Source organism: Pantoea sp. C2G6, from assembly GCF_051336815.1.
In the GTDB taxonomy this organism is placed as follows: domain Bacteria; phylum Pseudomonadota; class Gammaproteobacteria; order Enterobacterales; family Enterobacteriaceae; genus Pantoea.
Genome location: NZ_JBGMNJ010000009.1, coordinates 128,034 through 140,620 on the forward strand (window position 1 = coordinate 128,034; position 12,587 = coordinate 140,620).

The 12,587-nt window shown below is 56.8% G+C and carries 14 protein-coding genes; 2 read left to right on the forward strand and 12 right to left on the reverse strand.

All coding sequences use genetic code 11. The annotated features are described in order from the left end of the window. Nucleotides 1-32: 32 nt before the first annotated feature. Entirely contained in the window at nt 33-281 is a 249-nt protein-coding gene (locus ACCW71_RS13655; protein WP_436372177.1) for a YfhL family 4Fe-4S dicluster ferredoxin, read from the forward strand. Here ACCW71_RS13655 and acpS read toward each other — a convergent pair. The 11 genes from acpS to rpoE form a co-directional block, all read right to left on the reverse strand. Next, nucleotides 278-658 carry a holo-ACP synthase gene (gene acpS, locus ACCW71_RS13660; RefSeq protein WP_436372179.1) on the reverse strand — a complete coding sequence of 127 codons (381 nt, stop codon included), beginning with the start codon at nt 656-658 and terminating at the stop codon, nt 278-280. The genes ACCW71_RS13655 and acpS overlap by 4 nt on opposite strands. Continuing rightward, nucleotides 658-1,389, reverse strand: a complete 732-nt coding sequence (gene pdxJ / locus ACCW71_RS13665) for a pyridoxine 5'-phosphate synthase (protein ID WP_436372181.1) — start codon at nt 1,387-1,389, stop codon at nt 658-660. Before pdxJ ends, acpS begins: the two co-directional genes overlap by 1 nt. Nucleotides 1,390-1,461: 72 nt before the next feature. Continuing rightward, nucleotides 1,462-2,190, reverse strand: coding sequence for a DNA repair protein RecO (gene recO / locus ACCW71_RS13670; RefSeq protein ID WP_436372183.1), 729 nt, complete (start codon nt 2,188-2,190; stop codon nt 1,462-1,464). A 4-nt stretch (nt 2,191-2,194) separates the two neighbouring features. Continuing rightward, nucleotides 2,195-3,100 (reverse strand): GTPase Era, encoded by a 906-nt coding sequence (gene era / locus ACCW71_RS13675; protein WP_436372185.1) that lies wholly within the window; start codon nt 3,098-3,100, stop codon nt 2,195-2,197. 134 nt (nt 3,101-3,234) lie between these two features. After that, entirely contained in the window at nt 3,235-3,915 is a 681-nt protein-coding gene (gene rnc, locus ACCW71_RS13680; protein WP_010257656.1) for a ribonuclease III, read from the reverse strand. 130 nt (nt 3,916-4,045) lie between these two features. After that, nucleotides 4,046-5,020: a signal peptidase I gene (gene lepB, locus ACCW71_RS13685; RefSeq protein WP_436372187.1), complete on the reverse strand. Its 975-nt coding sequence runs from the start codon at nt 5,018-5,020 to the stop codon at nt 4,046-4,048. A gap of 9 nt (nt 5,021-5,029) precedes the next feature. Continuing rightward, nucleotides 5,030-6,829: a translation elongation factor 4 gene (lepA, locus tag ACCW71_RS13690; protein WP_436372189.1), complete on the reverse strand. Its 1,800-nt coding sequence runs from the start codon at nt 6,827-6,829 to the stop codon at nt 5,030-5,032. Between the two features lie 219 nt (nt 6,830-7,048). Then, the gene (gene rseC / locus ACCW71_RS13695) at nt 7,049-7,513 is read right to left on the reverse strand and encodes a SoxR-reducing system protein RseC (RefSeq protein WP_436372191.1); all 465 of its coding nucleotides are present in this window, start codon (nt 7,511-7,513) and stop codon (nt 7,049-7,051) included. Then, nucleotides 7,510-8,466: a sigma-E factor regulatory protein RseB gene (rseB, locus tag ACCW71_RS13700; protein ID WP_436372193.1), complete on the reverse strand. Its 957-nt coding sequence runs from the start codon at nt 8,464-8,466 to the stop codon at nt 7,510-7,512. The genes rseC and rseB overlap by 4 nt, the downstream gene beginning before the upstream one ends. Next, a complete protein-coding gene (gene rseA, locus ACCW71_RS13705; RefSeq protein ID WP_436372194.1) occupies nt 8,466-9,119 on the reverse strand; it encodes an anti-sigma-E factor RseA in 654 nt (217 codons plus the stop codon). Before rseA ends, rseB begins: the two co-directional genes overlap by 1 nt. 27 nt (nt 9,120-9,146) lie before the next feature. Further along, nucleotides 9,147-9,725, reverse strand: coding sequence for an RNA polymerase sigma factor RpoE (gene rpoE, locus ACCW71_RS13710; protein ID WP_009088652.1), 579 nt, complete (start codon nt 9,723-9,725; stop codon nt 9,147-9,149). A gap of 410 nt (nt 9,726-10,135) precedes the next feature. Here rpoE and nadB point away from each other — a divergent pair, with 410 nt between their 5' ends. Continuing rightward, complete coding sequence (nadB, locus tag ACCW71_RS13715; protein WP_436372196.1) at nt 10,136-11,758, forward strand: L-aspartate oxidase; 1,623 nt, start codon at nt 10,136-10,138, stop codon at nt 11,756-11,758. Here the strand turns inward: nadB and trmN are convergent. Next, nucleotides 11,743-12,492: a tRNA(1)(Val) (adenine(37)-N(6))-methyltransferase TrmN gene (gene trmN / locus ACCW71_RS13720; protein ID WP_436372198.1), complete on the reverse strand. Its 750-nt coding sequence runs from the start codon at nt 12,490-12,492 to the stop codon at nt 11,743-11,745. The two genes, nadB and trmN, sit on opposite strands and share 16 nt — an antisense overlap. Between the last annotated feature and the right edge of the window lie 95 nt (nt 12,493-12,587).

Below are 12,587 nucleotides of genomic sequence, written 5' to 3' on the forward strand. Positions count from 1 at the left end.
CGCGCTTTTTCTGTTGTTATCAGGTGGGGAAGATGGCGTTATTGATTACGGCCAGATGCATTAACTGCGATATGTGTGAACCGGAGTGTCCGAACCAGGCGATTTCGCTGGGCGATGAGATCTATGAGATTGATGTCAGTCGCTGCACGGAGTGCGTCGGACATTATGAGGAGCCAACCTGCCAGCGGGTCTGCCCTATCGACAACACCATTATTATCGATCCACAGCACACCGAATCACGCGATGCGCTGTGGGAGAAGTTCGTGCTGCTGCACGGCTAACCTTCGATAATCACCGTGGCGCAGGCGTAGTGACGTTCATCTGCCAGAGTAACGTGCACGCTTTTCACCCCCAGCCGCTGCGCCACTTCCGCCGCCTGCTGAAAGAAGCGTAACTCCGGTTTTCCCAGCGCATCGTTGTAAACTTCAAACTGATTAAACGCCAGACCGCCGCGAATGCCGGTGCCAAACGCCTTGGCCGCCGCCTCTTTCACCGCAAAACGTTTGGCGAGAAAGCGTACCGGCTGCTGGTGCGCCTGATACTGCTGCCACTCCGCTTCGCTCAGCACCCGGCGCGCCAGCCGATCGCCGGAGCGCTCAATCACTCCGGCGATGCGTTCAATCTCAACGATGTCACTACCCAGCCCCAGAATAGCCATCAGCGGCGCGCTTCCCGCAGCAGTTGCTTCATCTCTTTGACCGCTTCCGGCAGACCACTCATTACCGCACGCCCGATAATCGCATGACCGATATTCAGCTCATGCATCTCCGGCAGTGCCGCAATCGGCAGGACGTTGTGGTAGGTCAGACCGTGACCGGCGTTGACTTTCAGCCCCAGGCTGGCCGCAAAGGTGGCCGCGTGGCGGATGCGCTCCAGCTCGGCGTGACGCGCCAGCCCTTCCGCGGCCTCAGCGTACGCACCGGTATGGATCTCGATATAGGGCGCGCCGCTGGCGACCGCCGCTTCAATCTGGCGATGATCGGCGTCGATAAACAGCGACACCAGAATGCCCGCTTCACTCAGTAACCGGACAGCCGCATTCATCTTCTCCTGCTGTCCCGCCACATCTAGTCCGCCTTCGGTGGTCACTTCCTGACGCTTCTCTGGCACCAGGCAGCAGAAATGGGGCCGGAGATCACAGGCGATGCCGATCATCTCGTCGGTCACCGCCATCTCCAGGTTCATGCGCGTCTGAATGGTATCGCGCAGAATTCGCACGTCGCGATCGGTGATGTGGCGGCGATCTTCCCGCAGATGCACGGTAATACCATCCGCGCCCGCCTGTTCAGCCATAAACGCCGCCTGCACCGGATCGGGATAGTTGGTACCACGGGCGTTACGCACCGTCGCGACATGATCGATATTGACGCCTAACAGTAACTCAGCCATGACAACCCTCATCTATTTTCTATTGGAATCCTGAGTGTACCGCGCAGCGCAGAGCCGGCAGTACGTCCCGTGCTACTCTTCTGTCTGCTCAGGCTTTTTCTTCGGCACAAACTGGCGGAACAGCTCCTGACTCTTGAGCGGTTTGCCGCCAAGGTAGGGCTTCAGCGCAATGCGGGTAAAGCGCTTGGCGGCGCGCAGGGTGTCGGCATCGGGAAACTCACGTTCACACAGCGCGCGTAATTCGCGGCCGGTAAAGCTGCGCTGGTTGATCACCAGGCTGGCGATAAAGCCACGCTCTTCACGGTAGCTGTAGGTCATGTCGTCGCTGATCGGCTCGCCGCTGCCGGCACAATGCAGGAAGTCAACGCCATAACCGAGATGACCGAGCAGCGCCAGTTCAAAGCGTCGCAGCGCCGGTTCAGGCTTGCCGTGCGTGGAGGCCAGCGCCTGCAAGCAGTTGAGGTAATCGAAGAAGAGTTCGGAGAAGGGAAATTCCTGCTGCAATACGCGCGACACCAGTTCGTTGACGTAAAGCCCACAGTAGAGCGTGATGCCGCTGAGTGGCAGGGCCAGCGACACCGCTTCGGCATTGCGCAGGGTTTTCACTTCACCCCGTCCGCTCCAGCGAACCAGCAGCGGGGTAAAAGGCTGTAACGCCCCTTTCAGCTGAGAACGCCGCGAGCGTGCGCCTTTCGCCAGCACCCGCACCCGCCCTTCACTTTCACTGAACAGGTCAAGCAGCAGACTGGTTTCGCTGAAGGGGCGACTATGCAGCACAAAGGCGCGTTGCCAGCCTTCCATTGAATCAGAGATCGTCGGTATAACCCAGGCTGCGCAGCGCACGTTCGTCATCTGCCCAGCCGGATTTCACTTTAACCCAGAGTTCGAGATGCACTTTGGCTTCGAACATCTCTTCCATGTCCCTGCGCGCTTCTGTGCCGATGACTTTGATCTTGGCCCCTTTGTTGCCAATCACCATCTTCTTCTGCCCTTCGCGCTCGACCAGAATCAGGCCATTGATGTCATAACCGCCCCGTTCATTAGTGACGAAACGCTCAATCTCAACCGTCACCGAGTAAGGCAGTTCCGCTCCGAGGAAGCGCATCAGTTTTTCACGGATGATCTCAGACGCCATAAAGCGCTGAGAACGGTCAGTGATGTAATCTTCCGGGAAGTGGTGATCGGCCTGCGGCAGATGCTTGCGGGTAATCGCTGCGATGGTATCGACGTTTTTGCCGCTTTCCGCTGAAATCGGCACAATATCGAGGAAGTTCATCTGCTGGCTCAGGAACTGCAAATGCGGCAGCAGCACGCTCTTATCCTGGATGTTATCGACCTTGTTGATCGCCAGTACCACCGGCACTTTGCCGTCACGCAGCTTGCCCAGCACCATCTCGTCATCGGCTGTCCAGCGCGTGCCTTCCACCACAAAGATCACCAGCTCTACGTCGCCGATGGAGCTGCTGGCGGCGCGGTTCATCAGGCGGTTAATTGCGCGCTTCTCTTCCATGTGCAGACCGGGGGTATCGACATAGATCGCCTGATATTCGCCCTCGGTGTGAATGCCCATGATGCGGTGGCGCGTGGTTTGCGGCTTACGCGAGGTGATCGACACCTTCTGCCCCAGTAACTGGTTCAGTAAGGTGGATTTACCGACGTTAGGTCGGCCAACAATCGCGACAAAGCCGCAATAAGTAACGTTTTCGCTCATTCGAATCCTGAGTTATTCAGCGCCGGTCGCGGCGCTGAAAGAGTGCCATTTAGGTCATATGTCATCCAGCGTCTGTTGACGCCGGGATAAGGCTGTCGGGGATGGTGACGACTCAGCGTCGTTGCCCCCGGCGGTTATTCAAGCCCCAGCTTGATCAGCGCCTGCTCAGCGGCGGCCTGCTCGGCTTTGCGGCGGCTGGAGCCGACGCCGACCACCGGCTCAGCCATACCACTCACCTGACAGTGAATGGTGAACTCCTGATCGTGGGCTTCACCGCGCACCTGCACCACCAGATAGCTGGGCAGCGGCAGATGGCGTCCCTGCAAATACTCTTGCAGCCGCGTTTTCGGATCTTTTTGCTTGTCGCCCGGGCTGATTTCATCGAGCCGGGTCTGATACCAGTCGAGGATCAGCTGTTCGACCCGCTCGATGCTGCTGTCGAGGAAGATACCGCCAATCAGCGCTTCCACCGTATCCGCCAGGATCGATTCGCGACGGAAACCGCCGCTTTTCAGCTCTCCCGGCCCCAGACGCAGGCATTCGCCGAGATCGAACTCACGCGCCATTTCAGCCAGCGTGTTGCCGCGTACCAGCGTGGCGCGCATGCGGCTCATGTCACCTTCATCGACCCGCGGGAAGCGGTGATAAAGGGCATTCGCAATCACATAGCTGAGAATAGAATCGCCAAGAAATTCCAGGCGTTCATTATGTTTACTGCTGGCGCTGCGGTGAGTCAGGGCCTGCTGTAACAGTTCAGAATGAGTAAAAGTGTAGCCCAGTTTGCGCTGAAGCTTGTTAATCAGGATGGGGTTCATGCGATTCCAGTTCTTTGTTGCGTCTGTGACTCTGCATACCAAACGGGGCTGACAATCCAACACATTCCGTTTGGTGTGCAGTGGCCTCCCGCAGGAGGCCACCCGTTTGTCTGTTAATCAGACAACTATGTTAGTGGATACCGCCGATGCGACTGAATCGCACGCCGGTTGGCCACTGCCCTTCTTGTTTCTCAAAGCTCATCCAGATAGCGACCGCTTTTCCGACCAGGTTACGCTCTGGCACAAAGCCCCAGTAGCGGCTGTCGGCGCTGTTATCACGGTTATCGCCCATCATGAAGTATTGCCCTTTCGGCACTACCCAGCTCGCCTGCGGCTGACCTGGCTGCTGATAGTACATGCCCGCCTGACTCTGCGCTTCATTAACCAGCAGAATGTCATGGGTCACGTTGCCGATCGTCTCTTTGCGGGTACCCAGGCGCAGACCGCCGCGCATGGTATCGCCCTGCGGCACCTGATAAAACCCGTTGCCGGTCTCATTGCCATCAAAACCGCTGAAGGTCTGAATGAAGTTACTCGGCTCAACGTTGGTATAGGTAACCGGTAACGCCGTGTCACAGGTTTTGCCGCTGTCACAGGCCGGTTTCACCGTCAGCGTTTTGCTGTAAGGATCATAAATGACATTGTCACCCGGTAAACCGATCACCCGCTTAATGTAGTCCAGACTCGGATCTTTCGGGTATTTAAATACCGCAATATCACCGCGCTTCGGCTGACCGGTCGGGATCAGCGTGGTCTGGGTGATCGGGTCCTTGATCCCATAGGCAAATTTCTCCACCAGGATAAAGTCGCCAATCAGCAGCGTCGGCATCATCGAGCCAGACGGGATCTGGAAGGGTTCGTAGATAAACGAACGCACGATAAACACCACGGCCAGCACCGGAAAGACTGAGGCGGTGGTTTCCACCCAGCCCGGCTTAGGTGACACCTTCGCCAGCGTTTTGCTGTCGAGGGTGTGACCGGTCTGCGCCTGCGCAGCAGCCTGGGTAGCACGACGTTGCGGTGCCCATTTAAAACGATCAATTACCCAGACAATACCGGTAATCAGCGTCGCTATCGCCAGAACCAGGGCGAACATATTAGCCATTGGAAATCCTTATTTGCTGTCCTTACCGACATGCAGAATGGCGAGGAAGGCTTCCTGCGGCAGTTCAACGTTACCGACCTGCTTCATTCGCTTCTTACCGTCTTTCTGCTTCTGCAACAGTTTCTTCTTACGACTGACGTCACCGCCATAACATTTGGCGAGGACGTTTTTACGCAGCTGTTTAACCGTTGATCGCGCGATAATGTGGTTGCCGATTGCGGCCTGAATCGCAATATCAAATTGCTGACGCGGGATGAGATCTTTCATTTTCTCAACAAGGTCGCGTCCGCGATAAGGTGCGTTTTCACGGTGCGTAATCAGCGCCAGCGCATCGACACGTTCTGAGTTGATCAGGACGTCGACGCGCACCATGTCAGAGGTCTGGAAACGTTTAAAGTTATAATCCAGCGACGCATAACCGCGTGAAGTCGATTTCAGGCGGTCGAAGAAGTCGAGCACCACTTCCGCCATCGGGATTTCATAGGTCAGCGCCACCTGGTTGCCGTGATAAACCATGTTGGTCTGAACGCCACGCTTCTCAATACAGAGCGTAATGACGTTGCCGAGATACTCCTGCGGCAGCAGCATGTGGCACTCCGCGATCGGCTCGCGCAGCTCTTCAATGTTGTTCAGCGGCGGCAGCTTGGATGGGCTGTCGACATAGACAACTTCGCCGCCGGTGGTCACCACTTCGTAGACGACCGTCGGTGCGGTGGTGATCAGATCGAGATCATATTCGCGTTCCAGACGCTCCTGGATGATCTCCATATGCAGCAGACCGAGGAAGCCACAGCGGAAACCAAAGCCCAGCGCCGTTGAGCTTTCTGGCTCATAGAACAGCGAGGCGTCGTTGAGGCTCAGCTTACCCAGCGCATCACGGAAGGCTTCATAGTCGTCAGAGCTGATCGGGAACAGACCGGCATAGACCTGCGGCTTCACTTTTTTAAAGCCTGGCAGCGCTTTGTCCGCCGGGTTACGGGCGGTGGTCAGGGTGTCACCCACCGGCGCGCCGAGAATGTCTTTGATGGCGCAGACCAGCCAGCCCACTTCGCCGCAGTTCAGTTCCGTGCGGTCGACCTGTTTTGGCGTAAAGATACCCAGACGGTCAGCGTTATAGACCTGACCGGTGCTCAGCACTTTAATCTTGTCGCCTTTGCGCATGGTGCCGTTTTTCACCCGCACCAGCGAGACAACGCCGAGGTAGTTATCGAACCAGGAGTCGATAATCAGCGCCTGCAACGGACCTTCAGGATCGCCTTCTGGTGGCGGAATATCGCGCACCAGACGCTCCAGCACTTCGGGTACGCCGACGCCGGTCTTCGCCGAGCAGCGCACCGCATCGGTGGCATCAATGCCGACAATATCTTCAATCTCCTGCGCGGCGCGATCGGGATCGGCGGCGGGCAGGTCAATTTTGTTCAGAACCGGCACTACTTCCAGATCCATCTCAATCGCGGTGTAGCAGTTCGCCAGTGTCTGCGCTTCTACCCCCTGACCGGCATCCACCACCAGCAGCGCGCCTTCACAGGCAGCCAGCGAGCGGGAGACTTCATAAGAGAAGTCAACGTGACCTGGGGTATCGATGAAATTGAGCTGGTAAGTTTCGCCGTCTTTTGCGTGGTAATCGAGCGTCACGCTCTGTGCTTTGATGGTAATGCCGCGCTCACGCTCCAGATCCATTGAGTCAAGCACCTGCGCAGCCATTTCACGGTCGGTGAGGCCACCGCAAATCTGAATCAGGCGGTCAGAGAGCGTAGATTTACCATGGTCGATGTGAGCGATGATGGAGAAATTTCTTATGTGCTTCATTTATATGAATATCTTCGCGTAGAAAATCAGTTGAAAACCTGAGCACAGACACATTCAGGAAGATCGCTCTTTACCCACAATCCTGTCAGCCTCATTAATGACGACGCATATTACACTGTTAACGCCGCGCATAAAAGAATGGAACGTGGTGGAAGCGAAACAGATAGGTGCGCGAGGCAGAATGGACAAAGGCCGCGGAGTGCGCGGCCTGGACGTGCGTTACGCTTCGGTTTCGACACGCAGCGCATCAGGAGGCAGAGCGATGTTCAGGATCACCGGCTGAAAGGCTTCACGATCGCCGAACTTCATCGAAACGCCTTTGGCCACAATGAAGCCGCCCACGCCGCCCAGCAGCGCGCCACAGGCCGCCGCGATATCGCTGTGGAACAGCGCCTGAAACAGGCCGGCGACCAGAAACAGCCCGGCCAGCGGGGTCATATAGACCAGCAGCGCGGAACCCAGCAGGCTGCTCTCTTTGATCCCCAGCTCCACCCGCTGACCCGGTTCCAGCGGCTTGCTGCTGGCGATCTGCATGACGTGCGCGTTCTTCGGGCCGAGTTTGTTCAGCATATGACTGCCGCAGCCTTTGCGCGCCTGGCAGCTGTTGCAGGAGGTTTTCGCTTCGGTGTGCAGAGTGGCGATACCATCCTGCCATGCCACCACGGTGGCCCATTCTCTCATCATTTTTGTGACCCCAGATCGATGCTGTCCGCAATACGTTTCGCGGTTGCAGGCGGTAATTCGCCAATCACCGCGATTTCGTAATTATTGCGCACCAGAGTCTGTACCGTACGACGTCCCGTGCGCAAGGTCTGCGTGGTGCTGGTTTTATCGGCTGGCGTCACGTTGATGGCGAAGCTGAACAGGCCATCGCTGTAGAGCTGAGATTCCATATTTTTGTTCAGCGCCGGCAGTGTGCGACGACTCTGTGATACCAGAGACATCCCGGCGGGGATCCAGCGCGGCTGCCAGGTCAGCGTGACCGCGTCCCCTTTTGGCACTGAAAGCGACGGCGGCAGATTGGCCTTCTCCAGTCCCTTCATCAGATTACGCACGCCCTCATCCACCGCGAAACTGATCACCCGGAACTGCTCCAGGGTTTCCCCGTCACGGTCGAGCAGATCAATGCGCAGCGGCAGTTTGGTATCCACATCCAGCCAGACCACATAACTGTAGCGGGTGCCGTCGCGTGACACGATGCGCAGCACGTCACACATCTGGTCGGCGATGCGCGAACGTCCCACGGTAATGAAATCGTAGGCGCTGGCCAGCTTGGTGAAATCAGCGAAAATGACCGGCGGCAACGCATCAATGATGTGATTGCCGGGAAGGGAAAAAGGGTCGAGGCCGGGTTCGAAATAGCTTATATCGTTGTCACGCTGGATCACTTCCCGGCGCGGTCCGTCCATCTGCAACAGCTGGGCGAATATCCGGTTATCGATCACCGCATGACGATAGCGCAGCGACTCAATCCCCAGACGCGAGACGTTGATATAAGCGAATTCGTAGTTGAGTTTCTGACTTGCCTGCTCCATCTGCTGCAACAGCGCCCCGGACGCAGAAGTTTGCGCCGGGGCGGCAGATGACCACAACAGGCTGCCTGTCAGCAGGCTAACGGCATACCAATGCGGCTTCATTACTGCTGCTGGAGTCCTAAGGATTGATTTCCGGGAACATTAGCCTGCGCCTGCTTAGGCGCACCGTTTTCAAACTGCAACTGATCGGCATGTAGGCGACGTTGCAGTTCATAATCCTGAAGCATAGCGTTGACGCGGCGACGCTGATCCTGCACCTGCTGATTGGCACTGTTGGTGTCAAAGGCATCAGAAGGGACGCCCAGGCTGACCGGCGAGGCTTTGCCCATCATCGGTAAGGTGTTGAACACCGGCGAGTCAGAGGTCTGCGTGGCGCTGCCAGCGGGCTGATTATAGTGCTGCACACCCACAATCACGGCGAGTGAAACACAGGCCGCCACGCCAACCTGAGTCAGCTGTGCTGCCCACGGACGCGCCTTTTTCCAGAACGGCATTTTTTCCCAGCGGGAAGGTTCTGGCTGAGCTTCCGGGATCAGCGGGGTCACACTGCGCCGCGGTTCGTTTTCGATGGCGGCTGCCACGCTGGCAGAGATGTCGAAATGCAGGAACGCATCCACATCCCCGCGCAGGGTATCGCGGATAAGATGATAGCTTTTCCAGCTCTGCTGTAACTCTGCGTCCTTAGACAAGGCGGAAATCAGCTCGTTATCTAAGGTCTCACCATCCATTAAAGCGGAAAGTTTTTCTTTCTGCATGCCTATGTACCCTTCCAGTAGCCGTTATCACTGACGTTGGATAAGCGGTTGAACTTTGTTATCAATGGCCTCTCGCGCACGAAAGATACGTGATCGAACAGTGCCTACCGGGCAATCCATAATGACGGCGATCTCTTCATAGCTCAGGCCGTCCAGTTCCCTGAGGGTGATTGCCATACGCAAATCCTCGGGTAGCGCCTCGATGGTACGAAAGACAATTTGTTTCAATTCATCTGACAACATTAAGTTCTCAGGGTTCGAAATTTCTTTTAATGCGCCTGCACTTTCGAAATTTTCCGCGTCAATCGCATCCACATCGCTGGATGGCGGACGACGTCCCTGAGCAACCAGATAATTTTTCGCTGTATTGACCGCAATGCGGTACAGCCAGGTATAAAACGCGCTATCGCCCCGGAACGAGTCCAGCGCGCGATACGCTTTAATAAACGATTCCTGTACTACATCTGGCACATCGCCCGACGGCACATAGCGTGAAACCAGGCTCGCCACTTTATGCTGGTAACGAATTACCAGTAAGTTGAAAGCTTTTTGATCTCCCTTCTGTACCCGCTCGACAAGGACCTGATCCGTTAACTGCTCGCTCATCCGAGGTAATGTCTCCCCAAATTTTTCATACGCATAAAGTAACTGCCAGCACATCTCATGATCTGAGCAAGCATGCGCTTAGAGTTGTGTTGTGGTGCGAAGTTCACTTCTCGCCCTGATATTTACCGCTCCGCTGGCTATCACTCAGCTTGTTCATTTTCGTTCAGTGTCAGGAGCGTAAATCGCAGGCAGAGTAACCCATGACAACGGCTTTTTCATCATTAAATCTTTAGGGTTTGGTAAGTTTGGTATACAAAACAGTTTGTAAATGCATCAAAACTTAACAGTCTGCTTTTACAGGATATTTTAATTATCACACCTTAACCGCGCTCACTGGTGTTTAAAATACTTCACAGCGTGGCCCTTACCGCTTATGCTCTGACCTACTCTTGTTTAGTAAATTAAACATCATGACAAATGTAAATCCAGACTATCAGTGTGACGTATTGATTGTGGGCAGCGGAGCGGCGGGCCTGTCGCTGGCGCTGCGTCTGGCCAGACAGTATCAGGTGACGGTGCTGAGCAAAGCTGAGGTGGATGAAGGCTCCACGCTCTATGCGCAGGGCGGCATTGCCGCGGTGTTCGATGAGACCGACAGCATTGAGTCGCACATCGAAGATACCTTAGTCGCCGGGGCGGGACTGTGTGACCGGGATGCCGTGTCGTTTATCGCCAGCAACGCCCGGCACTGCGTACAGTGGCTGATCGACAATGGGGTCGCCTTTGATATGGACCCGCAGACGCCAGGCGAGCCGCGTTATCACCTGACCCGCGAAGGCGGCCACAGCCATCGCCGCATCCTGCACAGCGCCGACGCTACTGGACACGCGGTTGAAACAACGCTGGTGAGTCAGGCGCTTAGCCATCCCAATATCCGTATTCTGGAACGTACCAACGCGGTTGATCTGATACTTTCAGATAAGATTGGCCTGCCAGGTCCGCGCCGCGCGGTGGGCGCGTGGATCTGGAACCGCAATCGCGAGCGGGTCGAAACCTGTCAGGCGCGGGCCGTGGTGTTAGCCACCGGCGGTGCCGCCAAGGTTTATCAATACACCACCAATCCCGATGTCGCCTCCGGTGATGGGATCGCCATGGCCTGGCGCGCCGGCTGCCGGGTAGCGAATCTTGAATTCAATCAATTCCACCCTACCTGCCTGTTTCATCCGCAAGCGCGGAACTTCCTGCTGACCGAGGCGTTACGCGGCGAAGGAGCCTGGCTGCTTCGCCCGGATGGCAGCCGTTTTATGCCCGATTTTGATGCGCGCGCCGAACTGGCCCCGCGCGATATTGTTGCCCGGGCGATTGACCATGAGATGAAGCGACTGGGCGTGGAGTGTATGTATCTGGACATCAGCCACCAGCCTGAAGCTTTTGTTCGCGCTCACTTCCCGATGATTTATGAGAAGCTGCTGACCTTCGGCTTTGACCTGACCAAAGAGCCCATCCCGATTGTGCCGGCCGCACACTACACCTGTGGCGGTGTGATGGTGAATCAACAGGGGCAGACCGATCTTGATGGCCTCTACGCCATCGGCGAAGTGAGTTACACCGGCCTGCATGGCGCTAACCGCATGGCCTCGAACTCGCTGCTGGAGTGTCTGGTCTATGGCTGGTCCGCCGCTGAAGCGTTGATGCGTACCCTGCCCGACACGGAAGCCGCCGCCTCATTACCCGCCTGGGATGAGAGCCGGGTCGATGACGCGGATGAGCGCGTGGTCATCCAGCATAACTGGCATGAGCTGCGGCTGTTTATGTGGGACTACGTCGGTATCGTGCGAACCACTAAGCGGCTGGAACGGGCTTTACGCCGTATCAGCCTGCTTCAGCAGGAGATTGATGAGTATTACCGCCATTTCCGCCTCTCCAATAATCTGCTGGAACTGCGCAATCTGGTGCAGGTGGCTGAGCTGATGGTGCGCTGTGCGCTGGAAAGAAAGGAAAGTCGCGGCCTGCACTATATCCGCGACTACCCGGAGATGCTGCCGCAGGCGCTGCCGACCATCCTGACGCCGTCCGGTTACATAAAAAGGTAGAACTCCCGCGTCAGACAACACCAGTCATCTGAATAGTGGGTGTCAGGCGCGCGGATCGCCAGCCGCTCCAGCAGGGTTTCACCAGCCTGCGGTGAAAAGGCCAGCAGCACCCGATGAGGCGGACGATGGGCATACTCCGCCACGTCGAGACGAAAACGCAGATGCCAGCCATCGGCCTGCGCCAGCGCGATAAACGCCTCGCCCACGGTTATCGGCAGCACCACGCAGAACATCCCTTCCTCTTCTATCATCAGTGCTGCGCTGCGCAACAGCGTCTGATGATCGAGCGTGCCGGTGGCGCGGGCGTTCTCTCTGGCGGTCGTTGCACAGGCGACGCCCGGCGCAAAGTAAGGGGGATTGCTGACAATCAGCGAGTAGCGTTTATCGCCCTGCTCTGCCCAGCGGGCAATATCCTGCTGATGGATCTGGATACGATCGGGCCACGGCGACTGCTCTACATTTTCCTGCGCCTGCTGCACCGCCTCACTCTCTAATTCGACGGCGTCGATCATGACCGGCGACGGCGTGCGCTGGGCCAGCATCAGGGCGATGAGCCCGCTGCCACTGCCGATGTCGAGAATACGTCTGACTCCGGCGACCGGTGCCCAGGCTCCCAGCAGGATGGCATCGGTGCCCACTTTCATCGCACAGCGATCGTGGGCGACAAAAAATTGTTTAAAGGTAAACCCGTTCTTGTTTAACTGTGGCCGTCCGCGCGGCTTGTCCTGCATCATTCGTCGCTACCATCTGCTCTTTTCCTGCCGTGCGGCAGCGCATAAGTGTAACGTGGCCGCCAGGGGAATTCACGCAGCAGCGAACGCCAGACGCA

Coding starts and splice junctions, on each gene's coding strand:
- ACCW71_RS13655 (WP_436372177.1), top strand. CDS start 33: ATGGCGTTATTGATTACGGCCAGATGCATTAACTGCGATATGTGTGAA.
- acpS (WP_436372179.1), bottom strand. CDS start 658: ATGGCTATTCTGGGGCTGGGTAGTGACATCGTTGAGATTGAACGCATC.
- pdxJ (WP_436372181.1), bottom strand. CDS start 1,389: ATGGCTGAGTTACTGTTAGGCGTCAATATCGATCATGTCGCGACGGTG.
- recO (WP_436372183.1), bottom strand. CDS start 2,190: ATGGAAGGCTGGCAACGCGCCTTTGTGCTGCATAGTCGCCCCTTCAGC.
- era (WP_436372185.1), bottom strand. CDS start 3,100: ATGAGCGAAAACGTTACTTATTGCGGCTTTGTCGCGATTGTTGGCCGA.
- rnc (WP_010257656.1), bottom strand. CDS start 3,915: ATGAACCCCATCCTGATTAACAAGCTTCAGCGCAAACTGGGCTACACT.
- lepB (WP_436372187.1), bottom strand. CDS start 5,020: ATGGCTAATATGTTCGCCCTGGTTCTGGCGATAGCGACGCTGATTACC.
- lepA (WP_436372189.1), bottom strand. CDS start 6,829: ATGAAGCACATAAGAAATTTCTCCATCATCGCTCACATCGACCATGGT.
- rseC (WP_436372191.1), bottom strand. CDS start 7,513: ATGATGAGAGAATGGGCCACCGTGGTGGCATGGCAGGATGGTATCGCC.
- rseB (WP_436372193.1), bottom strand. CDS start 8,466: ATGAAGCCGCATTGGTATGCCGTTAGCCTGCTGACAGGCAGCCTGTTG.
- rseA (WP_436372194.1), bottom strand. CDS start 9,119: ATGCAGAAAGAAAAACTTTCCGCTTTAATGGATGGTGAGACCTTAGAT.
- rpoE (WP_009088652.1), bottom strand. CDS start 9,725: ATGAGCGAGCAGTTAACGGATCAGGTCCTTGTCGAGCGGGTACAGAAG.
- nadB (WP_436372196.1), top strand. CDS start 10,136: ATGACAAATGTAAATCCAGACTATCAGTGTGACGTATTGATTGTGGGC.
- trmN (WP_436372198.1), bottom strand. CDS start 12,492: ATGATGCAGGACAAGCCGCGCGGACGGCCACAGTTAAACAAGAACGGG.